24 protein-coding genes are annotated in these 21,403 nt (G+C 60.7%); 15 read left to right on the top strand and 9 right to left on the bottom strand.

Translation table 11 applies throughout. The features are described 5' to 3' along the window. Window positions 1-14: 14 nt before the first annotated feature. Window positions 15-926, bottom strand: coding sequence for a class I SAM-dependent methyltransferase (locus tag AC2ETI_RS07580; protein ID WP_037136748.1), 912 nt, complete (start codon window positions 924-926; stop codon window positions 15-17). Window positions 927-1,014: 88 nt separating this feature from the next. Between AC2ETI_RS07580 and AC2ETI_RS07575 the strand changes: the two genes are divergently transcribed. From AC2ETI_RS07575 to AC2ETI_RS07560, 4 genes are all read left to right on the top strand, one after another. Next, complete coding sequence (locus tag AC2ETI_RS07575) at window positions 1,015-1,860, top strand: LLM class F420-dependent oxidoreductase (protein WP_020908963.1); 846 nt, start codon at window positions 1,015-1,017, stop codon at window positions 1,858-1,860. A 105-nt stretch (window positions 1,861-1,965) separates the two neighbouring features. Continuing rightward, entirely contained in the window at window positions 1,966-2,538 is a 573-nt protein-coding gene (locus AC2ETI_RS07570) for a flavin reductase (protein ID WP_021332083.1), read from the top strand. Continuing rightward, on the top strand, window positions 2,531-3,157 hold the full coding sequence (locus AC2ETI_RS07565) for a superoxide dismutase (protein WP_042952832.1): 627 nt from the start codon (window positions 2,531-2,533) through the stop codon (window positions 3,155-3,157). The genes AC2ETI_RS07570 and AC2ETI_RS07565 overlap by 8 nt, the downstream gene beginning before the upstream one ends. A 156-nt stretch (window positions 3,158-3,313) precedes the next feature. Continuing rightward, window positions 3,314-4,405 carry an alpha/beta fold hydrolase gene (locus AC2ETI_RS07560; protein WP_400819005.1) on the top strand — a complete coding sequence of 364 codons (1,092 nt, stop codon included), beginning with the start codon at window positions 3,314-3,316 and terminating at the stop codon, window positions 4,403-4,405. Between the two features lies 1 nt (window position 4,406). Here AC2ETI_RS07560 and AC2ETI_RS07555 read toward each other — a convergent pair whose 3' ends face one another. Next, a complete protein-coding gene (locus tag AC2ETI_RS07555) occupies window positions 4,407-5,672 on the bottom strand; it encodes a vWA domain-containing protein (protein ID WP_019745139.1) in 1,266 nt (421 codons plus the stop codon). Between the two features lie 175 nt (window positions 5,673-5,847). Between AC2ETI_RS07555 and AC2ETI_RS07550 the strand changes: the two genes are divergently transcribed. Further along, complete coding sequence (locus tag AC2ETI_RS07550) at window positions 5,848-6,810, top strand: GGDEF domain-containing protein (protein ID WP_400819002.1); 963 nt, start codon at window positions 5,848-5,850, stop codon at window positions 6,808-6,810. A gap of 88 nt (window positions 6,811-6,898) precedes the next feature. On the opposite strand, the gene AC2ETI_RS07545 is transcribed toward AC2ETI_RS07550, so the two are convergent. Then, the gene (locus tag AC2ETI_RS07545) at window positions 6,899-8,200 is read right to left on the bottom strand and encodes an HNH endonuclease signature motif containing protein (protein WP_400818999.1); all 1,302 of its coding nucleotides are present in this window, start codon (window positions 8,198-8,200) and stop codon (window positions 6,899-6,901) included. A gap of 158 nt (window positions 8,201-8,358) precedes the next feature. On the opposite strand from AC2ETI_RS07545, the gene AC2ETI_RS07540 reads away from it, so the two are divergent. The 5 genes from AC2ETI_RS07540 to AC2ETI_RS07520 all read left to right on the top strand — a co-directional run bounded on the left by AC2ETI_RS07540 (window position 8,359) and on the right by AC2ETI_RS07520 (window position 11,436). Beyond that, window positions 8,359-8,862, top strand: coding sequence for a MarR family winged helix-turn-helix transcriptional regulator (locus AC2ETI_RS07540; RefSeq protein WP_400818996.1), 504 nt, complete (start codon window positions 8,359-8,361; stop codon window positions 8,860-8,862). A gap of 11 nt (window positions 8,863-8,873) precedes the next feature. Continuing rightward, the gene (locus tag AC2ETI_RS07535) at window positions 8,874-9,932 is read left to right on the top strand and encodes an LLM class flavin-dependent oxidoreductase (RefSeq protein WP_021332078.1); all 1,059 of its coding nucleotides are present in this window, start codon (window positions 8,874-8,876) and stop codon (window positions 9,930-9,932) included. An 8-nt stretch (window positions 9,933-9,940) separates the two neighbouring features. Then, window positions 9,941-10,507: an FMN reductase gene (gene msuE, locus AC2ETI_RS07530; RefSeq protein WP_400818993.1), complete on the top strand. Its 567-nt coding sequence runs from the start codon at window positions 9,941-9,943 to the stop codon at window positions 10,505-10,507. After that, window positions 10,504-11,031 carry a hemerythrin domain-containing protein gene (locus AC2ETI_RS07525; protein ID WP_020970656.1) on the top strand — a complete coding sequence of 176 codons (528 nt, stop codon included), beginning with the start codon at window positions 10,504-10,506 and terminating at the stop codon, window positions 11,029-11,031. The genes msuE and AC2ETI_RS07525 overlap by 4 nt, the downstream gene beginning before the upstream one ends. A gap of 72 nt (window positions 11,032-11,103) precedes the next feature. Continuing rightward, a complete protein-coding gene (locus AC2ETI_RS07520) occupies window positions 11,104-11,436 on the top strand; it encodes a CD225/dispanin family protein (protein ID WP_003940071.1) in 333 nt (110 codons plus the stop codon). A gap of 61 nt (window positions 11,437-11,497) precedes the next feature. Here the strand turns inward: AC2ETI_RS07520 and AC2ETI_RS07515 are convergent, their stop codons facing one another. Next, window positions 11,498-12,652, bottom strand: coding sequence for an alpha/beta hydrolase (locus AC2ETI_RS07515; protein WP_483633739.1), 1,155 nt, complete (start codon window positions 12,650-12,652; stop codon window positions 11,498-11,500). 38 nt (window positions 12,653-12,690) lie between these two features. Between AC2ETI_RS07515 and AC2ETI_RS07510 the strand changes: the two genes are divergently transcribed. The 3 genes from AC2ETI_RS07510 to AC2ETI_RS07500 all read left to right on the top strand — a co-directional run bounded on the left by AC2ETI_RS07510 (window position 12,691) and on the right by AC2ETI_RS07500 (window position 15,742). Further along, on the top strand, window positions 12,691-13,149 hold the full coding sequence (locus AC2ETI_RS07510) for a DUF5990 family protein (RefSeq protein ID WP_046379207.1): 459 nt from the start codon (window positions 12,691-12,693) through the stop codon (window positions 13,147-13,149). A 75-nt stretch (window positions 13,150-13,224) separates the two neighbouring features. Continuing rightward, window positions 13,225-14,706, top strand: coding sequence for a flavin-containing monooxygenase (locus tag AC2ETI_RS07505; RefSeq protein WP_483633738.1), 1,482 nt, complete (start codon window positions 13,225-13,227; stop codon window positions 14,704-14,706). Window positions 14,707-15,070: 364 nt separating this feature from the next. Beyond that, window positions 15,071-15,742, top strand: coding sequence for an NAD(P)H-binding protein (locus AC2ETI_RS07500; RefSeq protein WP_041816194.1), 672 nt, complete (start codon window positions 15,071-15,073; stop codon window positions 15,740-15,742). Here the strand turns inward: AC2ETI_RS07500 and AC2ETI_RS07495 are convergent. Both AC2ETI_RS07495 and AC2ETI_RS07490 read right to left on the bottom strand, forming a co-directional pair. Beyond that, complete coding sequence (locus AC2ETI_RS07495) at window positions 15,720-16,490, bottom strand: ABC transporter permease (RefSeq protein ID WP_172932563.1); 771 nt, start codon at window positions 16,488-16,490, stop codon at window positions 15,720-15,722. The genes AC2ETI_RS07500 and AC2ETI_RS07495 overlap by 23 nt on opposite strands. A 50-nt stretch (window positions 16,491-16,540) precedes the next feature. Beyond that, window positions 16,541-16,978, bottom strand: a complete 438-nt coding sequence (locus tag AC2ETI_RS07490; protein ID WP_172932742.1) for a GtrA family protein — start codon at window positions 16,976-16,978, stop codon at window positions 16,541-16,543. A gap of 141 nt (window positions 16,979-17,119) precedes the next feature. On the opposite strand from AC2ETI_RS07490, the gene AC2ETI_RS07485 reads away from it, so the two are divergent. Then, a complete protein-coding gene (locus AC2ETI_RS07485) occupies window positions 17,120-17,827 on the top strand; it encodes a TetR/AcrR family transcriptional regulator (RefSeq protein ID WP_020970663.1) in 708 nt (235 codons plus the stop codon). Window positions 17,828-17,876: 49 nt separating this feature from the next. Here the strand turns inward: AC2ETI_RS07485 and AC2ETI_RS07480 are convergent, their stop codons facing one another. Beyond that, window positions 17,877-19,373 carry an MFS transporter gene (locus tag AC2ETI_RS07480; RefSeq protein ID WP_003940566.1) on the bottom strand — a complete coding sequence of 499 codons (1,497 nt, stop codon included), beginning with the start codon at window positions 19,371-19,373 and terminating at the stop codon, window positions 17,877-17,879. Between the two features lie 99 nt (window positions 19,374-19,472). Here AC2ETI_RS07480 and AC2ETI_RS07475 point away from each other — a divergent pair, with 99 nt between their 5' ends. After that, window positions 19,473-20,132 carry a TetR/AcrR family transcriptional regulator gene (locus AC2ETI_RS07475; protein ID WP_019745154.1) on the top strand — a complete coding sequence of 220 codons (660 nt, stop codon included), beginning with the start codon at window positions 19,473-19,475 and terminating at the stop codon, window positions 20,130-20,132. A gap of 9 nt (window positions 20,133-20,141) precedes the next feature. Here AC2ETI_RS07475 and AC2ETI_RS07470 read toward each other — a convergent pair whose 3' ends face one another. Both AC2ETI_RS07470 and AC2ETI_RS07465 read right to left on the bottom strand, forming a co-directional pair. Next, window positions 20,142-20,345 (bottom strand): PspC domain-containing protein, encoded by a 204-nt coding sequence (locus AC2ETI_RS07470; RefSeq protein WP_019745155.1) that lies wholly within the window; start codon window positions 20,343-20,345, stop codon window positions 20,142-20,144. 190 nt (window positions 20,346-20,535) lie between these two features. Further along, window positions 20,536-21,384: a PGAP1-like alpha/beta domain-containing protein gene (locus AC2ETI_RS07465; protein WP_483633737.1), complete on the bottom strand. Its 849-nt coding sequence runs from the start codon at window positions 21,382-21,384 to the stop codon at window positions 20,536-20,538. Between the last annotated feature and the right edge of the window lie 19 nt (window positions 21,385-21,403).

The following is a 21,403-nucleotide window of genomic DNA, read 5'->3' as shown; positions in this document are numbered from 1 at the left end:
GGGGGAAATAGGCGTCAGTCGGCCAAGCGAACAGACAGCGAATACATCAGCGGTATCTCTGGTCGTCCGGCCGGGACTCCCCAACGCTTGCCGCCGAGTTCTGCCATCTCCTCGAATCCTTGCCAACCGTTGGCGTACGGGTACTCGTCGAAGGACTCGAGCGTCAATCCGGCACGCCGCAGGGCGCCGAGCACCTCGGCAATGGACCAGTTGAATTCACATGAAGGGAAGGGATTTTCGAAGTTCTCGACTCCGTCTCCCTGAGCGCCCGGCAAGACGAGATCGGCTGAATCTGCCACGTAGTCGCCAACGCCACCGGGTTCGGTCACGGGAGTCCCGCCTCCGTACGGGTATGTCAGCGACCACTTCTCGTCGAAACACATGGCAAACGGATGAAACTCCACCAGAACGAATCGACCGTTCGGCGCCAGAACACCGGCAATCCCCTCGGCCCACTCGTCGAGATCGGGTAACCAGATCACCGTTCCGTACGAAGAGAAGACTCGATCGAACTTCCTCCCGGTAGCGCCGGCATCTCGGAGCCACGCAGATACATCCGCTCGCTCGAAATCGGCGGCAATGCCGGATTCCGCAGACAACGTTCGCGCGAAGTCGATCGCAGAATCCGAGATGTCGACGCCGGTCACCGCGGCACCGAGAGCAGCCAAACTCAGCGAATCCTGACCGGAATTGCACTGCAGATGAAGAATCGAGGAGCCGTCGATCTCGCCGAGCAGCGCCACTTCTTCCGGAAACAAGGTCGACCCGCCGTTGCGAAAGAACTGTGCTTGGTCACCTTTGTGACTGTTGTGAGCGACGGTCGCCGCATTCCACGACAACCGATTCATCTCCACTGCGTCCATCTCTACTGCATCCACCTCTCGGCCCACAACAACTCCGCCCGAGTTCACCACGCCCCCGGTCACGTCGGCAATCGATTTACTGGGCTGGAAACCTATCCGAACGAAGATGCAACAGGTTACAGTTTTTCGACGGACCATCGAAGGAGAACCAGTGCGCTACGGACTCAGCCTGTTCACCAGTGATCGCGGCATCCGCCCTGCCGATGCAGCAAAGGCTGCGGAGGCGAATGGATTCGACGCCTTCTACGTTCCGGAGCACACTCACATCCCCGTATCGAGGGATTCCGATCACCCCGGAACCCAGTCGGCAGAATTGCCCGACGACCGTTACATGCGCACACTCGACCCCTGGGTTGCCCTCGGCACCGCCGCGTCGGTCACGAGCACCATCCGATTGGGCACCTCGGTGGCCCTCCCCCTCGAACACGATCCGATCACTCTCGCGAAAACCATCGCATCGCTGGACCATCTTTCCGACGGACGCGTGGTTTTCGGAGTCGGATTCGGCTGGAATGCAGAGGAACTCGCCGACCACGGCGTACCGCCCAACAAACGCCGGACCGCACTCCGGGAGTATCTCGAAGCCATGGGTGAACTGTGGTCGAAGGAAGAAGCTTCGTACGACGGCCAATTCGTGAAGTACGGGCCTAGTTGGGCCTGGCCCAAGCCCGTTCAGAAGCCCCGTCCTCCCATCTTGTTGGGCGGCGGCGGCAACGAGAAGACTTTCAAGTGGATCGCAAAGTCTGCCGACGGGTGGATCACCACACCGATCGAGCAGGAGATCGACGGAAACGTGGAACTGCTCCGAAAGATATGGGCCGAAGCAGGTAGAGTCGGCGAGCCTGAAATAACCGTCCTGGCAGGCAAACCCGATCCGGAGAAGCTCGCCCACTGGGCAGATATCGGTGTCACGGAGGCGATGTTCGGCACTCCGGACAAGAGCCCCGAAGAGGTGGTCGGATACATGGAACGTCTGGCAGCCAAGCTCGGACGGTGAGGTCCGCCACAGCACCTTGACCTCAACTGCACTCGAGGTTTTAACGTCGGTATTGCACAAGAGAGTGCAACGACAGCAAAACCCGAGTCAGAAGAGGTGCTAAGTGTGACGACAAAACTGGTTGGCACCCAACCTGTTTCGGACGTCGCTGTTGATTCGGCGCCGTCCATCCGAAGCGCATTCGTCGAGGCATTCCGAAATCATCCCGCCGGCGTCTCGATCATCACCGCGACGGGCGATGACGGCCCGGCCGGCATCACGTCGTCTTCGGTGATCTCGATCAGCGCCGATCCGGCAGTTCTGGCGTTCTCACTGCAGTCGTTGCGTGGTTCTGCGAGCGTCATTGCTTCCGCAAGCAGTTTTGTTGTTCACCTGGCAAATTCGGCAAACGAGCGACTGGCGGCCACGTTCGCGACCCGCGGCGCTGTGCGCTTCGGAGACGACATGCGCTGGTCGTTTCTGTCGACGGGTGAACCATTCCTGCACGGCACGGGCCACGCCTTGCGGGCGGTTCCCTTGAATGCCACGACGTGTGGCTCCGCAGTGATTGTCACCGCGCGCGTCGTCGACGTCATCGATCCGCAGCACGTGTCAGCGCCGCTCGTCTATCACGATCGAACCTATCGAAATCTCTCGTCTCACAACATTTCCTCAAAGGAAGGCATGTCACATGACTGAATACGTTCTCCCCGAGCTGGACTACGACTACGCCGCACTCGAACCGCACATCTCCGGCGAGATCATGGAACTGCACCACAGCAAGCACCACGCCACGTACGTGGCGGGCGCCAACAGCGCAATCGAGCAGTTGGCTGCTGCACGCGAAGACGGCACGATCACCGCGAAGGCGCCGCTGCTCAGTAAGAACCTCGCCTTCCACCTCGGCGGCCACACCAATCACTCGATCTTCTGGAAGAACCTCTCCCCCAACGGCGGTGAGCGACCAGAAGGCGAGTTGGCAGCCGCGATCGACGAGCACTTCGGTACCTTCGACGCATTCGTCAACCACTTCTCCGCTGTAGCAACGACTTTGCAGGGGTCCGGCTGGGCGGTACTGGCCTACGACACGGTCGGGCAGCGCCTGGTCATCGAGCAACTCACCGACCAGCAGGGCAACATCAGCATCGGTATCGTTCCGCTGCTCATGCTCGACATGTGGGAGCACGCTTTCTACCTGCAGTACAAGAACGTCAAGGCCGATTACGTAAAGGCTTACTGGAACGTCATCAACTGGGAAGACGTTGCACAGCGATACGCGGCGGCCACAGCCTCGACCGGCTTGATCGTCCCCGCCTGATCACTGCCGCATCATCCCGATCAGCCCAGCTCGGCACGGTGGCTCCGTTGCCGAGCTGGGTTTTTGCACCCCCGAGATCGATGTATGTGAAGGCAGGTAACATACACCGAGCGCGGCCGACTCGGCCGTCCGCCGATTCGACTCCAAGGGGAACCAGTGCTCGATATCAGTGGTTTGATCGCGACGTGGCGTCCGACGCTGGACACCGCAGCGCGCAATGCATGGGGACTCTCGTTCGGCGACGGTGTCGAGAAGGCCGAACGCACGCCGTCGGTACTGATCAGCGAAGGTCCACACCGCGATCTGTATCGCTTCGGCGCATTGTGGACGCCCAGAGGCAATCCGGTCCTCCTCGTACCTCCCCTCGCGGTTTCAGCCGACTGCTACGACCTTCGTGCAGGCCAGAGCCTCGCCGCACACCTACTGGATGGCGCAAACACGCCCTACCTCCTCGACTACGGGACCATGCGGTACTCCGACCGCGGAATGGGTTTCGAGGCCTGGGTCGACGACATCATCCCGGAAGCGATCCGTACGATCTCGGACCTACATGACGGCGCACCTGTTTCGCTGATCGGGTGGAGCCTCGGCGGGACCATGTCTCTGCTCACGGGCTCCGCTCACTCCGACCTTCCGATCGCATCGATCACGGCAATCGGCACGCCAATCGACTACACGAAGATTCCCGCAATCAGCCCGTTGAGGTTGATCGGCAAATACACGGGCGACACCCCGCTCACCTCCGCGACCAATCTGGTCGGCGGACTACCTGCTCCACTCGTTCAGGCGAGTTACAAGGTGACGGCGTTGCAGCGCGAAGTCCTCAAGCCATGGTTCATCGTCCGCAATCTTCACAACACCGAGACCCTGGCTCGTATGGAATCGATAGACAAGTTCATGGCAGCCATGCCTGGATACCCGGGCAAGGCATTTCAGCAGATCTGCGAGCAACTCATGCTCGGCAACAATCTCTACAACGACGCTGTCACGCTTGCCGGGCGCGAGATCAAACTGTCAGCTCTGAGCGTTCCCGTTCTCGCGGTCGGCGGCACCACTGACGTGATTGCACCCATCGCTTCGGTGGAAGCGATCACGTCGGTCCTCACCGGAGCGCCGTCGGTCCGGTTCGAGAAGGCGCCGGGAAGTCACCTCGGGCTCGTTGCCGGCCCCACCGCGAGAGACTCCACCTGGGCGCACATCGACGAATTCTTGAAAGAGAATGCACCACAGTTGGTTTCGACCAGATAAATCACGGCGTCGTGATGCCCGCGGCCACAGCTGCCTTGTGCCAATCCGGGAATTCACTCAGCAAACGGGTGTACAACTGGGCGTCGTCGACGGTGTCGATGTCGTCCAGCGCGAAGAATCCGGCATTGTCGACCACCCTGCCGTCGAGGTCGTCGAGCTTCTCCAGCACTCCGTAGTTGGCCTTGCCGATTCCGACGAACTGCCAAAAGGCCGGGAGCCCAGACGCTTCGCGCATCAACTTCGTGATTTCCTTGCGCTCGCTGAAGCCACCGTCAGTGAAGAACAGGACGAGCGTCGGCGCCGAACCACGTGTCAGGCCGGAAAGAATCTCAGTCATGATCGGCACTTCACGATTTGCGGCGCCGATCTTGTCATAGTTGAATCCGCCGTGCGAGCCGCGCAAGTGCAGGTAGGTATCCGACCACTCTTCCGCGTCATGGACAGAGATCTCGGGAAGCTTGACGAAGCTGACTGCATACAAGTACGGCTCCAGCTTGCCGTCGTCGTCGAGCTGGATCGCAACGGGAACCATGCGTTCGACAACACGATGCACCACTCTGGTGCGGTACTGCTTGGCCATACTTCCGGTTTTGTCGATCACCAGGACCACTCGCGCCCGAATTCCGTTGCCACCCTTGGTCAGCAGGACCTTGGCCACTTCGCGCTTTCGGAGGTCCAGTTTTTCCCGCTTCACCATCGAGAGTTTGGCTTCGTCGGGCACGGTCCGAATGCCATCTGCCGATTCAGCCGAGTCGGGTCGGCTCTGCGGTTCCTCGTCGACCGAGACTCCGAATGCAGTGACCAGATCTGCCAATCCACTGTCCCAACCCGCCGAAACATTCCGAACCTTCCAGTCCGTGCCGCGGCGATAGATCTCGACGAGGACCGCTGCCCTCTCACTCGTCAAACCCAAAGCCTGAGCCACGATAGCGGTGGAACCAGCCTGCTCCACCACGACACCAAGGCCCCCGACAGCAGAAAGGGTTCCGTTTGCCGCCGCATCAAGCGCCACGGCAACACTCAGCTGGTGGATGTCGGCGGGCAACCTCGCAATGTCGATTTCGATGACGCCGCCGGACTCCAAGCGCACCGCACCTTCGGGCGACACCGGCTGATTGAAGAAGACAAAATCTGCGTCGTTCCGCACCTTGTTCCGTTCGTCGAGCTGGAACACCATCAGGTCCACCGTGCCCGGGGCGCTACCGTTCACCGCCACCTTCAGCGAAGTTCCGTCAACGACTGTGTTCGCTCCACGCGCCAGCTCCATACCGGAAGATTAGCGGGCCACCAAAGAATCAACGGCCCCGCGGTCGGAAGAATCACAGCACACTTTCAGCAATCGCCAGGATTCTCGAGGCAGACTGTTCGTGGAAGATTTGTCGCACGCGGGACCAAGAGCCTGAACATCGACAGAATCTTGGGGTCGATCAGGAGGTCACCAAATGCCGCACGGCCAGGCGCGCACCATCCCGATGCTGCCACTCCTGCCACCACTGACGAATTTCGACGACGCAAGTCGCTCGGTCGTGTCCTACCTCGACGAATATCTTCCGCTGGCACTGTGGTCGATCACGCGGTTCGACGGGTCGAATCAAATCTTTCTCACCGTCTCACCCAACCCACTTCACATCGAAGTCGGCGAGACCCGGACTTGGCAAAACACCATGTGCAGCGAGGTAGTCCTCGGAAATGCGCCGCCAGTCTCATCGAATCGCGCACTCGTACCTGCACTTTCCCGAGATGACAGGTGGGAAGGCATAGGCGCATACGTCAGCATCCCAATCCTTCACAACGACGGCAGTCTCTTCGGCACTCTGTGTGGCGCCGACCCGATTACGGGCGACTCCGTACTCGAGGACAACCTGGCCCTCCTCACTCTCCTGTGCCGACTCCTCGGAACGATTCTCGATGTCGACTATCAGCGCGCGCAGTCAGTGCGACTGGCCGAAACTGCGCAACTCGATGCCGAGACCGACCCGTTGACAGGTCTTCTCAATCGGCGCGGGTGGAACCGCATCCTCGAGGCCGAGCAAACTCGGTACCGCCAATTCGCCGATCCGGGATCTATCATCATCGTCGATCTGGACGGCATGAAGACCATCAACGACGAACTCGGTCACGCCGCGGGTGACGAATATGTTCAACGGGCCGGCAATATCTTGGCAGCATGCGCGCACCCTGGTGCGGTGGTTTCACGGTTGGGCGGAGACGAGTTCGGAATCGCTCTGCCCGATACACAGCCGCGCGCCGTCGACTACCTGGTCGAGTGTTTGGAGAAGGCGTTCCGGAATGCCGACGTCTGTTGTTCGATCGGCCGAGCCGACTTTTCCATGTTCCAAAGCCTTTCCGAGACTTGGGATACGGCCGATGCCGAGATGTACCGCCACAAGCGCTCGAAGCACTGATTCGACTCCCCCACGGCCTGTTGGCACCGCATCGGAGGATCCCTTCGATGCGGTGCTGGCCCGTGTTCTGTTGTGCCCGAGGTTCTTCTCAGGTTTTGAAGGTGGTGTTCGCGGGCCGCGGGTGCTGGCCGGGGTCGATCGAGGGTGGTGGGATGAACCACGGTTTGTTGTCGACGCCGATGCGGATCACCCATTTCCCGACGAACCCGGATTTCCGGTGCATCAACCGGTGATGTGAACGGCACAGCAGGACAAGGTTGTTCATCACCGTCGGGCCGCCGTTGGCCCAGTGCCGAATATGGTGCGCATCCGTCCACGCGGGAACACACGCACACCCCGGGAACGCGCACCCCTTGTCTCGGGCGATCAACGCCACTCGCTGCTCCGCGGACACTAATCGCTTTCCGGGTTTCGCATCCAACGGTGCGCCGTGATCGTCCAGCAGGACAGTGGAGAGGAAACAATCACACCCGAGGAGTCTGGTCTGCGACACGGACAGTGGTCCGAGCCACGGCATGTGCCCGACATCGAGATCCGACACAGCCACAGCACCATCGGGCGAGGGTGCGGCGGCGCAGTCCCGATGCTCCGCGAGATCACGGGCGTTGATGTGCACGTTCACGTGCGGGCGTTGGCCGCCATCGGTGCCGGTCTTGGCGCAGTCCAAGTACCGGCGGATCAGTTCGGTGAACCCGTCCGCCGTCCGCTTCGCCGCCGACCGAGAATCCGGAGTTCCATCCGGTGCCGGGGTCGGCATCGTCAGATTCGACAACGCCGACAACAACATTTCCCCGGTGAGAGCATCGAAATCGCCGCGCACCACCACCCGACCATTCAACGTCGACGCGATCCGCAACTCATTCCGATCCACATCCTCGGCGGGCGGAATCTCATCGGATTCGAACACTCGCTCCAAAGTCGCGATAACACTCCGCACCTTCGTCGTCGTCGCCTCCACGCCCGAAGCAGCAGCCAACAACAAATCGACACAGCGAGGCAACGCCTCCTCCGGCATCCCCTTCGGAGGTGACTCGCAGAACGCCACGATCAACACGGCATGATCAAAGGAGCAATCCCCGCCATCGAACCGGGCAGCCACCGCCGGAAACGGCCGCAGCGCCGCACCCAGGGCGGCGATCTTCTTCCCGTCCCGAACCTGCAGCATCGTGTTCGCCGCCAACCAGCACCCCACCCCGCGGCTCGCAATCACCTGATCATCCGGCCGCAACGACAACTCGTCCACCACCGCCACCCGCACAGCCTCGAGCCGAAGAATCTCCGCACTCGCCTCGATAGCAGCGGTATGCAATTCAGAAGCAGACAACCGCCACAGGAGTCCGCGCAACCCCACCGCAGAACCAGACACCACATCCGACAACAGAACACTCATTGAATCCCCCGATCCCCACCCCCAACAATACTCGAACACGTGTTCGAGTCAATACCTTGCTACCAGCACAAATGAGAGCGGGGAATAGTTCGATCGATCCAGGCGTATTATTTGAGTAAGCAATACTTGCGAGCGCAAATAAATGGAGGCTGTCACCGATGACTACCGACGAACGTCGACGCGGTTCCGTCTGGCGTGACCTAGTGGTCAGCCACAGCGTCATCCTCGGCAAGATGGAGGCGGACCTTCGAACCACCACCGGGCTCACCCTTGGCCAGTACGACGTTCTGCTCCGACTGCACGAAGCGCCGGGAAACACGATCCGAATGGGCGATCTGGCCGAACTGGTCCTGGTCACCACCAGTGGCGTGACGCGCGTCGTCGATCGATTGGTCGAGGCAGGACTGGCAGAGCGCGTTCGACCGGAAAACGATCGACGCGTCGTGACGGTATCGATGACGCCTGCGGGCAAGAAGACGCTTCGAAAAGCGTCCGCCATACACACGCGAGGGATCGCCGAATACTTCTCCGATCTCATTGAAACCGAGGAGCTTCCGGTACTCGAACGCTTCTTCTCCCGACTTGTCGCACATCACACGAATCAAGGCGGCGCATGCGATGCGCACGTAGAACAACTTTCCATCACCCCCACGAACAGATAGCGAGAAACAACATGGCTTTCGAATTGGGCGTCTACCATTTCGGTGAACTCACCCCAGATCCCACCACCGGCGCGATGATGAATCCCGGTGTCCACCTTCGCCATTTGGTGGAGCAGGCAACCGTTGCCGATCAGGTTGGACTCGATGTCTTCGGCGTCGGCGAGCACCATCGCACCGACTTCGCAGTCTCAGCCCCTGCAGTTGTGCTCGCGGCAATGGCTCAGGCTACCGACAACATCAAGCTGTCCAGCGCCGTAACCGTACTCAGTTCCGACGATCCCGTCCGTGTGTTCCAACAGTTCGCGACAGTCGACCTGCTTTCCGAAGGCCGTGCCGAGATCATTGCCGGCCGAGGTTCGTACACGGAGTCATTTCCGCTTTTCGGGTACGACCTGTCCCAGTACAACGAACTCTTCGCCGAAAAGCTCGATCTACTACTGAAACTGCGCGACGAGAACCCGATCAACTGGGAAGGACAACTTCGCGCACCACTGATCGACGGTGACGTGACGCCCCGCCCGGACCGTCAGATTCCGGTGTGGATCGCAGTCGGAGGTACTCCGGCCTCTGTCGTCCGTGCCGCGAAACTGGGCCTGCCCCTCTCGCTTGCCATCATCGGTGGAAGTTACCAACAGTTCGAACCGTTCGTCGATCTGTACCGCAGGGCTGCAGCGGAGTTCGGACACGATCCGAAGAAGCTCGCTGTCTCGATTGCTTCGCCAGGATTTGTCGATACCTCGAAGCAAACAGCACTCGACACGTCGTACCCGTACTTCCAGGCCGGGTGGATGCAGAATCATCATCAGCGGGGAAACGGAGTTCCCATGCCGCGCAGGGCATACGAGGCTCAGGCAACCACCGCGGGTGCGTTCTTCCTCGGCGGCCCGCAGGAAATCATCGACAAGACGATGGCGCAGTACGAACTGTTCCATCATGACCGCATCATGATCCAGATGGGGTTCGGCAACGTGCCACAGAAGGACATGCTGCGTGCGATCGAGATCCTCGGCACCGAAGTAGCCCCCGTTGTGCGTAAGGAAATCGAATCACTGAAGTCGTCCCAAAAATAGGAGTTTCGATGAGCACACCGCTCAAAATTGTTGCCGTTGTCGGCAACCTCCAAAAACCCTCCAAGACTCGTGCCCTCGTCGACCTGATCGTCGAAACCTTGGGAGACTTCGAGCAGATCGACACACGAGTTTTCGAGATCGTGGATCTGATTCCAGGTCTTGCATCTGCTCTGGATCGCGATCACGTCGACTCAGTGACCGCCGAAGCGCTGGCAGCAGTCGAGTCCGCCGATATCGTCATCGCGGCGTCACCGGTGTTCCGCGGCTCGTACACGGGAATGTTCAAGCATTTCTTCGATCTCGTGGACCAGTACGGGCTTGCCAACACTCCGGTGATTCTTGCTGCGACAGGTGGCAGCGACCGCCACGCTCTCGTGTTGGACCATGCCCTGCGGCCACTGTTCGCTTTCTTCCAAGCGCTGACCGCTCCGGTCGGGATCTATCTCAGCTCCGGTGATTTCGACGGAACGACTATCCTCAACCCCGAGGTATTCGAGCGTATCGAGATGGCAGCAAAGGACGTCCTGCCGGTAGCGAGGATGCTCGCGGAGCGGGATCGAGTTGCGCTGACGTGAACGCCCCTCATTCGCACAACACGGCAACAGTTGCCGGTCTGAGGATGATCGAACAGCTACGTCAGGTTCACGAACCTCTACGAGCCGATATCGAGGTACTCGAGAATGCCCTGCAACTGTTGTCGGACGAAACCGCCGATCTGACTCGGATACCCGAGATGATCGACAATCTGACGATCGCGGATTTCGTCTGGCAACTACGGGTCAACTGCGACTTCTACTGCAACACGCTGACTCTGCACCACACCATCGAAGATCAACGTATGTTCCCCGTAATGACCAGGAACTTTCCCGAGTTGGCCCCTGCGGTCGAACGACTGCAGGCAGAACACAAGCTTGTCGGGGAGATCGTGTCGGAAGCCAAGCGTGCGTCACTCGCGCTGAGCACCGAATCCTCCACGGTCAATCGGGCACACGCCGCAATCTCCGAATTGGCGGATCATATGCAGTCGCACCTCGATTTCGAGGAGGCCACACTCTTTCCGTACTTCCGACGGATGGATCGCGACTGGCATTACGGCTGATCGTGCACACTCAGTGATTCTTCAGCTCCATCGCAGTAGCGTCGAAAGGGCCACCTCATGTCAGGAGCCCCCATGACCAACCCGGATCAACCCACCGTCCAGCAATCCGTTCCTCAGCACCCGATTCGACCGCCCGTCAATGCGGGTTGGGCAGTGGTCTCGCTGCTGTTCTTCTGGCCGCTCTCCTTCTCCGCTTTCACGCACGCCTTCAACGTGTATCCGCTGTGGGCCGACGGCGATGTGGCCGGGTCGCGGTACGCGTCCGATCGAGTGAAACGACTCGGTCAGATCTCGCTGTGGATCGCAGGCGGGCTACTACTCCTGGTCTGCATCCTGTACGCGATCGCGGCAATCGTGTGGTTCGCCAACGGTGGCCACGATTACGGGCCGCGACGTATGCGCTGAACAACCACCCTGAAACAACAACACCGCAACAACAACACCGCAACAACAACACCGCCGAACATCACCTCATCAATCGATCGATGAACTCCATGGTCTGGTCCATCGAAGCGACCGTCGTTTGGCCGTGGCTGATTCCGCTGAGTTCTTGATACTCGAACTGCGTTCCTCGCGAACGCATGTCGACCAGTTGCGCCCAGGTAAGGGCGACAGGAACCGTTGTGTCCGACACGCTCTGCACCACACGCAGTGACCGGTCGTAGCCGTCGACCGGCACCTGCATCATCTCGCGAAACAGATCGTGGAAGCGTGGCGTCCACACCGACCGAGAAAACAACGAGCTCAACTGGATTCGTTCGGCGCGAATGTGGCGGCCGAGATCTCCGGCGCACAGTGTCCGAGCCTTTTCCATCCACTCGATCCCCTGCGGCGAGAGAACCTCCCGAATGTTCTCTTCGGGTCGTTGATCGTCGATCCCGGCCAGAACGTACAACGCGTATCCCACCAACCCGGTGATGCCGATGTCGGGAAACAGCGGTCCGCCCAACGGAAACAAACCTTCCATATGGGTGGGGCCGGCAACAACGACCGAGCCGCGGAAATCCAATTCCGGTGCACGAGTGGTGGCCTCGTGTCCCGCGAAGTACGCCGCATGACCGCCTTCGGACAAACCCGCAACCATCCACCGCGGACTCAGCACACTGCCGTACAACTCGTGCGCAGCCCGCACGATGTCGACCGCATTCGCGCCGGCGGCATGTCCGTCGAGATAGGCCAGCACCCCGTCGGTACCAAGTCCCGAGTAGTCGGTAGCTACTACCGCGTATCCCTCTTCCAACCAGCGTTCGATCGGTTCGATCTCGCCCGGACCGAATCCGGTCGACGAGGGTGCACACTGATCCGCACTGCCCAAAGTTCCGTGGGCATAGGAGATGACGGGCCAACCGCCCGCCGGTGCGGCACCTTCCGGCAGAAACACGGACCCTGACGACTCTCCCCATCTGTCAGCGGTACGCAGAGTTCGATACACGACCCGCTGCGTCTCACCGGCGCCGACCGGAAACACTGCGGCCGAGAGTTCGCCATAGGACTCCAGCGCGCCCGCGACTTCCGGTTCGTCCGTCGTCGCCGCGGCAGCCCCTGACCCCCAGCCGAGACTCGACAACAGAATGCTCGCCACCACGGCCGCCACAAAGGTTCTACCCGAACGACTCACCACGCCAACCCCTCCCGACCTGTGCAGAGCATGATGTCGATATGCAGATCATCATCACCGGTCACAGCCTGCCCGGACGTGAGTGTTCCGAAACCGCAACCTTCGAAGGGCGCAGCAACATCCACGTCGGCGTTCAGCGCCGAGGCAAGCCACACGAAATCCTCGACCTCGTACCAGGAGATACCGAGACAGTGCGATGGGAACTGACAGCGAGCCAGGAGCGAAAGTCCGGTGCCTGGGACATTCTCGGTCCACACATCCAGGGTCCACCTCGCGGACGCTTCATCTACCTGTCCTGGGTGACGGTATCCGATGACCAGACGTTCGAGATGTTTCGGCGCGCAAAGCTGATGCTCGACGCGATCCCCGAGCACATCGTCGAGCAGGCCGACGCTTCCGGCGTGCTCCACGGAGACCTCGGGCTCACCGACGCCGCAGGTAAACCACTGTGCGCGGCAATCCGACCCCCAACGATCACCTGGTCCCCCTCGCCTTACTGAGCATCGTTCAGTAGTGTGGTGATCGAGCACTAACTCTGCCGGTGGCCCCACATAGTCGATACGGAGTCCGAACTGATGAGCACCGAACACCTCGATGTCCTGATCGTCGGCGCCGGCTTGTCCGGCATCGGTGCTGCTTATCGACTCCAGACCGAGCTCCCAGGAAAGTCGTACGCAATCCTCGAGGCCCGAGCGAACAGCGGCGGAACCTGGGACCTCTTCAAGTATCCCGGCATCCGATCGGATTCCGACATGTTCACGCTCGGCTACCCGTTTCGCCCGTGGACAGATGCCAAAGCAATCGCCGACGGTGATTCGATCCTGCGGTACGTGCGCGACACCGCGCGAGAGAACGGGATCGACAAGAAGATTCGGTACAACCGGAAGGTGACGGCCGCATCATGGTCGTCGGCGGACTCGACCTGGACAGTCACGGTCACGACCGGCGACGAAGACGAAACATTGACCTGCAACTTCCTCTATCTCTGCAGCGGGTACTACAGCTACGACGGCGGATACACCCCCGCCTTCCCCGGACGTGAATCGTTTGCCGGTGAGGTAGTGCACCCCCAGTTCTGGCCCGAAGAACTCGATTACTCCGACAAGAAGGTCGTTGTGATCGGAAGCGGCGCCACCGCAGTCACTTTGGTCCCCACGATGTCACGGGACGCAAGCCACGTCACGATGCTCCAGCGATCACCGACGTACATTCTGGCGCTGCCGTCCAGCGACAAATTATCGGACACCATTCGCGCGGTACTGCCGAATCAACTCGCGCACAGCATCGCTCGATGGAAGAGCGTCGTAGTGAACCTGAGTTTCTACCAACTGTGCCGACGCAGTCCGGCGCGTGCAAAGAGGATGCTGAACCTCGCGATCAGTCGTCAACTCCCGAAAGACATCCCCCTCGATCCTCACTTCACACCCTCCTACGATCCCTGGGACCAGCGCTTGTGCGTCGTACCCGACGGCGATTTGTTCAAAGCCCTCCGATCCGGCAAGGCCTCGATCGAGACCGATCACATCGACACCTTCACCGAGACCGGGATCCTTCTCGCGTCAGGTCGCGAACTTGAAGCTGACATCATCGTCACTGCAACAGGATTGAAGATGGAGGCGTGCGGCGGGATGTCCATCGAAGTGGACGGCGAACCCGTCACCCTCGGTGATCGTTACGTCTACAAGGGCATGATGATCAGCGACGTACCGAACTTCGCGATGTGCGTCGGCTACACCAACGCCTCGTGGACTCTGCGAGCAGATCTCACGTCGATGTACGTGTGCCGACTGCTGACGGAGATGGACAAGCGCGACTATTCGAAGTGCGTGCCGCACGCGACCGAAGAAATGGACCAGCGACCGATCCTGGATCTGGCGTCGGGGTACGTCATGCGTGCCGTGGAACAGTTCCCGAAGCAGGGATCGAAGTCACCGTGGAACATGCGTCAGAACTACATCCTTGACCGTCTTCACTCCACGTTCGGGAGCATCAACGACCACATGACGTTCTCGAAGGCACCAGCTCGACATTCGACGCCGGTACCGAGCAAGAGTTGAGCGGACCACGAACAACCAGGTAGAGCAGTCTGGCGAAGCCACCAATCGATCCGACGACAAAGAACACGCCAGAACCTGCGACCACGGCACAGAGCGCACCGAGAACGATGATCGTCGACGCCTCTACCATTCGACCGGCTGACTCCGATCCCAGAACGTGTATTTCATCAACTCCTTCGTTCATAAAACTATTTTCAGCCAACCGTCCAGCCGGTTTGTAGGGACTTTAGTCACGAGTCGGGTCAAAATGGACTCATAATTGCAGGTCAAGCGTTCAGTTGGCCACTCCGGTCGGATGAACTGCAGACCGTTCCGTAGTGTGCGCATCACAGAAAGTGGAACCAACGCCGGGGGGGGGAACATCATGAAGGTCGTCGTTTTCGGGGCAACAGGAATGGTCGGCAGCAGCGTCCTGAGGGAATGCCTCGACGATCCGCGAATCGACGAAGTCGTGACCGTCGGCCGCAATCCGTCCGGTACAACCGCCCCGAAGATCGTCGACATCGTTCACCGCGACATGCTCGACTTCTCGGCGATCGAAGCCGATCTGACCGGCGCGGATGCCTGCTTCTTCTGCCTCGGTGTCTCCTCTGCCGGCATGAACGAAGCCGACTACACCCGCATCACGCATGACATCACGCTTGCCGCCGCCACGACACTGTCGGGTGTGAACCCTCAGATGGTGTTCGTCTACGTGTCCGGCGAAAGCGCCGACTCCACCGAGACCAGCAAGACCATGTGGAAGCGAGTACGTGGCGCGACCGAGAATGCGCTACTCGCACTCCCTCTCACGACCTACATCCTCCGGCCGGGATTCATCCGTCCGCGCCCGGGATCGCCGTCGAAGACGTGGTGGTACAAGGCCTTCTATCAAATCTCCGTGCCTCTCTACCCACTCTTGCGCAAGGTCTGGCCCAGCAGCGTGACCACCAGCGAAAACATCGGCAGGGCAATGATCACCCTCGCGGCAAACACGCCAGATCTTCCCGACCGCGTCCTTCGCAGCGACAAGATCAACGAACTCGCGCAGGCCTGACAGTCTTACCTCGAAAGACGAAGCCGCGGGCGACGAGTTCCAACGCCACGGCGACCGAGCAGGTTTGCGCCAACAGCAGCCCTGCCAGCACAAGAATTTGCACGGCACCGGCTTGAACGGCCGACCCCGTCGCGAGCAAAACGCCGACAAAAGCTCCCGGCAATGTCACGAGGCCGACGGTGCGCGTCTGGTCGACTCCCGGTAGCAGGGCGTCGGAGGCAGCGGTGCGGGCTACTTCCCACCGTGCATCGCGCTGGGAAAATCCAAGGCTCAGTGCGGCTTCCACTTCCCCGTACCGGTCGTCGACGGCATCGAGTCCGCGTTTGGCTGCCATCGATGTTGCAGTCATCGCGCCGCCCAGAACAATTCCGCCGATCGGCACCAGAGCGATGCCTTCCAGCGGAACCACTCCGGACAGCAGCATCAGTGGCAGAACCACACCGATTCCCGACGCCAAGGCGATGGTCAGCCACGCTCCGGACGTTCCTGCGCCGGAGCGTCGTGCCGCGGTGAACGACGCCGCAGCGAACATACCGACGAGCACGAGGAGCGCTGACCAGATGTGAGCCAAGGCTGCGGCGAGGATCAACGAAATCGCAGCCAACTGAAGAGCGCCACGAGCGAGTGCGCCGGGGACTACCCGAACGCTACCGAGAGAGGTGAATCGGTAGACGAGTGTGGCGACAAGAGCCATGACGATGCAGAGCACAGCCAGACGGATGCCGGAGTCGGCTATCGAAAGGCTCATAGGTCACAGTGTTCCCTACGAGCCGAGTCCGATTCGAATTCGAGAACCGCTCAGAAAACCCAACCGCGAAGAGCGACGAATCGCAGGCCACCGACAATTCCACTCACTGCGATCACAAGCCCGGCTTGAAGAAGTCCGTCGGCGCCGGGGAGAAGGAAGCCGAGCGCACTGATGGCGGCCGAACTGGCGATCAACCCGACCAGAGCGAGTCCACCGCCTTCCCACTGCGCGGTGAACCAGTTGACGCGATCCGCGGCGTGGAAGGTGAGCCGGCGATGCAGTTCGTTGGCCAGAATGGTGCTCAAGACTGCACCAACTGCGTTGGCGACCAGCGCTCCGTCACCGCGCAGCGCCAGAAAAGCGGCAAAGTACAAGATGTTGCTGGCTCCGCCGACGAGGGCAAAACGAACGAGCTGAGCAAAGGCGCCGTCGCCGGCAAGAGCGCGAAGCCTCGTTGCCGCGAAACCTGCACTCCGCGCACCCACCATCGAGATCGGATTGCTCCCGACCCAGATGTCAGACGTGCTCATATCGGCTTCTCTCATACGGACAATCGGAACCACACGTTCCGCTTAGCAATATAGCACTAACGGAATCGATCATTCCGCTTAGTGCCGTAGACTGTGAGGATGCCGACAACACACCCCGACGCTTCTCATGCGGGGACCTCGGCCGACTGCTCACAGCCGCGCCTTCGGTCCGACGCCAAGGCCAACCTCGAGCGCATCCTCAACTCCGCTCGCGAAGTGTTCGCTGCCCAAGGACTCGACGCCACGCTGGCGGACGTCGCCAAGCACGCCGGCGTCGGCGTCGGCACCGTCTATCGCCGGTTCGCCAGCAAGGACGAGCTGATCCAGGCCCTGTTCGACACACGGTGCTCCGAGATCGAAACGATTGCCGCCACCGCCCGGGAGATGCCAGACGCCTGGGAAGGTCTTGTCTACTTTCTCGACGTGATCTCCCTGCGCATGGCAGACAACCGCGGATTCGGCGATCTCCTGATGGACGGGCGCTTCGCGTCCGACACTTTCGCTCGCGCGCGCGCCGGGATCGCTCAGCACACCGCGGCACTTGTCAATCGCGCCAAGGAACAGGGCACCCTGCGGAGCGACTTCGAAGTCAACGACATTCCGCTTCTCATGCAGGTCGTCAAGATGGCCCAGAAGTTCGGCGGCGACGAGGCCCCTCAGGCTTACCGCCGCGCACTCGGGTTCATGATCGACGGACTCTGCGCGTCCCGCACCGGCCATCGCGAGTTGCCCGTCCCGGCGCTTTCCTCCGAACAACTCGATCACGTCCTTCATCGATTTCAGGCATCGCCCGATAAGAACTGCTGACTCGATTTCGGGGTCGACGCCGCAATGGCGTCGACCCCGAAATTTGCTGTCAGTGAGCGATTACCGGTTCACCTTCCGGCGAATCCGGAAGCAGTCCACTCCGAAGAACCAGTCCGGTCAAGACCGCACCGACCGCGAATATGCCTGCGGCCCAATAGAACGTGGTGGTGTAACTCTCGACGGCAGCCTGTGCCTGGGTCAGCGGATTCATCTCGCGGCCCACCAGGTAGTTGGTGGAAGCCGAGGCTGCAATCGTGCTGAGCAGTGCAGTTCCGATCGAGCCGCCCACCTGCTGCATCGTGTTGACCGTGGCAGATGCGACGCCGGCATCTTCGTGATGCACGCCTGAAGTTGCTCCCTGCATCGACGGGGCGAAAATGCTGCCCATGCCGAGTCCGGTGACAACGAGCCCCGGCAGAATGTGGACTGCATAGGTGCTGTCCACGGAAATCTGGGCCAGCAGCGTCATTCCGATCGCCGCGATGACCATTCCGCTCACGATCAGCACTCGCGGACCGACGCGCGGTAGCAAAACCGCTGTCGAAAGCGTTGCCGCTGTCACGATTCCGAACACCATCGGCATGAATGCGAGGCCGGTCATGATCGGGCTGTACCCGAGGATCAGCTGCATGTAGTACGTCAGGAACAGGAAGACTGCGAACATGCCTGCGCCGGAAAGGAAGATCGCCAGGTACGAGCCAGCCCGGATTCGGTCGAGGACCACCCGCAGCGGAAGGAGCGGGTGCTCGGACTTGGTCTGCCAGTAGATGAACGCCGCCATGAACACGACGCCGGCAACGAGCCACGAGATGGTGGGAGTTGCACTCCACCCGTCCGATTCGGCCTTCGAGAATCCGAAGACGATGCTGAACAAGCTGATCGACACCAGGATCGTTCCAGGGATGTCGAGCTTGGGTCGCGAGTCACTGGTGTGCGGCGCGAGCAACAGGACTGCTCCAACCAGGGCGATCGCCGCGAAGAAGAGATTCACGAAGAGGCACCAGCGCCAGTCGACCCACTCGGTGAGTGCGCCGCCGAGCAGCAGTCCGATGGCGCCACCGCCGCCGGCAACGGCACCGAAGATACCGAAAGCCTTGGCACGCTCACCTGGATCCGTGAATGTCACGGACAGCAGCGACAGGGCTGCCGGGGCAAGGAGCGCACCGAATACGCCCTGGCCGGCACGAGCGGCAACAAGCATTTCGAAGTTGACGGCTGCGCCACCGATGGCGGAAGCCACTGCGAAGCCGATAAGACCGACGATGAAAGTTCGCCTGCGCCCGAACAAGTCGCTCAATCGACCGCCGAGTAGCAGCAAGCTGCCGAACGCCAATGCGTATGCCGTGATGATCCACTGGCGGTCCGAATCACCGAACTCCAGTGAGCGCTGCGCAGCAGGCAGCGCGATGTTGACGATGGTGGCATCCAAGACCACCATCAGCTGCGCAATTCCCAGAACCGCGAGAACCAGCCACCGCTTTGCGTGGTTGTCCCCTGAAGGCGCTGAGGACTGCTCGAATTCAGTCCGTTCAGCAATGTCTGACATAGTCCCTCGCCCAACCTATGCGGAGATGGCTTCTCCGGTTAGCAAAAACGCTACACGAAAACGGAGAGGCTGTCTCCACTTGGCGGGTAGAGTGGGGACATGAGTACCGCAATGGAGCGCCCCCTTCGCGCCGATGCTGCACGTAATCGGCAGTTGATCATCGACGCCGCACGTGAATTGTTCGCCGAAGAAGGGATCGACGTCACACTCGACGACGTCGCCCGGCGCGCGGGTGTCGGCGTCGGAACGGTCTATCGGCGGTTCGCCAGCAAGGAAGAATTGATCGACGGAGTCTTCCAACAGAACTTCGCCGACATGGCGGCGGCCGCGGACGCGTCACTCGCCAATCCGGATCCGTGGGACGGCCTTGTCACCTTTGCCGAATTCGCCTGCAGCCGTATGTCGGTCAACCGCGGACTCAAAGACGTCCTGAACGGAACCGACGAGGGATGCGAGCAAGTCGCATGCCAACGATCCATCATCGAACCGTCGGTCGAGAGGATCTTCTACCGGGCCCAGGAGGCCGGGATGCTGCGCCCCGACGCCGTACCGACGGACCTGTTCGGCCTCATCTTCATGGTGGGCGCAGTCACCGAATTTGCTCAGCCCGTCAACCCGACCGTGTGGCGTCGATACCTCTCGGTAATGCTCGACGGCCTACGCACGGAGGGCTTGCACCGTGACGCACTCCCCCTTCCTCCGCTGAGTTCGGAGGAATTGCACGAGGCCAAGCAATGCCTGAAAGACCGCCGCCGTTGAGCGGTTCGGTCAGATCTGCTCACGAGGAATGAAAATCCACATCACGATGTAGATCAGAAACTGCGGGCCGGGCAGCAGGCACGAGAGCACGAACAGCAAGCGGACAGTCGACGACTTCCAACCGAAGTATCGAGCGATTCCGGCGCACACCCCACCGAACATTGCTCCCGAGCGGGCGCGGGTGAGCTTGCGGGTCTTCATCGGGGAGGTCATGTGCTGTTTCCTTTCAACGGAACTCGCGGTTCATCCGCGTCGACCTCCACTATCCGCCGCCGATCCACCTGTGCGCATCAGGCCATGGACCCATCTTTTCCGACGCGGTGTGTCCTCAGGTACGAGTCCGTCCCCACGTCTGACTCAGGGTTCTCCCCCACACCCCCGCCTCGAACCCCAGCCTCGTACCTCAGCAGGGAAACATGCGTCGAAGCCGTTTCGGAGCCGCAAAAGGTTGCCAGTTGTCCACGTCCTGCGCCAGACGATCGGCAACCGTCCACAACGCGGACGGGTTGTGGGTCAACCCCATGTGACTGCCTTGCACCGCAATGCTTTCCGACAGGCCTGCCGAGGTTTCACAGCACGCTTGCCATGGAACGATACCGTCGTGCCTGGAGTAGACCGACGTGGCAGGAACGGAAATAGGCGATCCCTGTTCGGATTCGATGCCGTCGACCGGAGGCAGTATCGCGTGATTGCCGGACAAACGAGCGTAGAGAGATCCGACTCTCGTCTGCTCCAGACTGGTGAGAGCGAAAGGACTTCCGAGTGTCACTACCTGACGTACCGATTCCGGCAGATCCCTCGCCAGCTTTCGAGCGTAGATACCGCCCAAACTCCAGCCGATCACCGACACCTTCTGCTCGTATCGATCTGCTACCTCGGCCAATGCGGCAGGCAATCCGTCGACCACCGTCGCCGTCGGACCGGTGTTCAGACCCAGATTCCAACCGTGAACCCGGTATCCGAGAAAGCTCAGGTACGTCCTCAAGGCGAGAGTCGACACGTCCGAAGTCAGCAATCCGGGGAGAACGAGGACCGGATGCCCGTCCCCACGCGACGATCGAAGCAACCAAGGAGCCGCGAGAAGCAGTGAAGCGATGTCGACCAGTCCGCGCGTCGGCTCGCTCAGACACATCGCCAAGGATGGTGGCCCCGGAACGAGTGGGTCGACTTCACGAATCAGCGTCGATCGCTGCGCCCAATCGAATTCGGTCTCCGCGAAATCAATCGCCGAGACTTCCGCAACTACGGACACCTGAACTCCTGTCGGCCGG

The organism is Rhodococcus sp. MurmanLake-1 (assembly GCF_056945715.1).
This window is presented reverse-complemented; position numbering and strand designations above follow the sequence as displayed.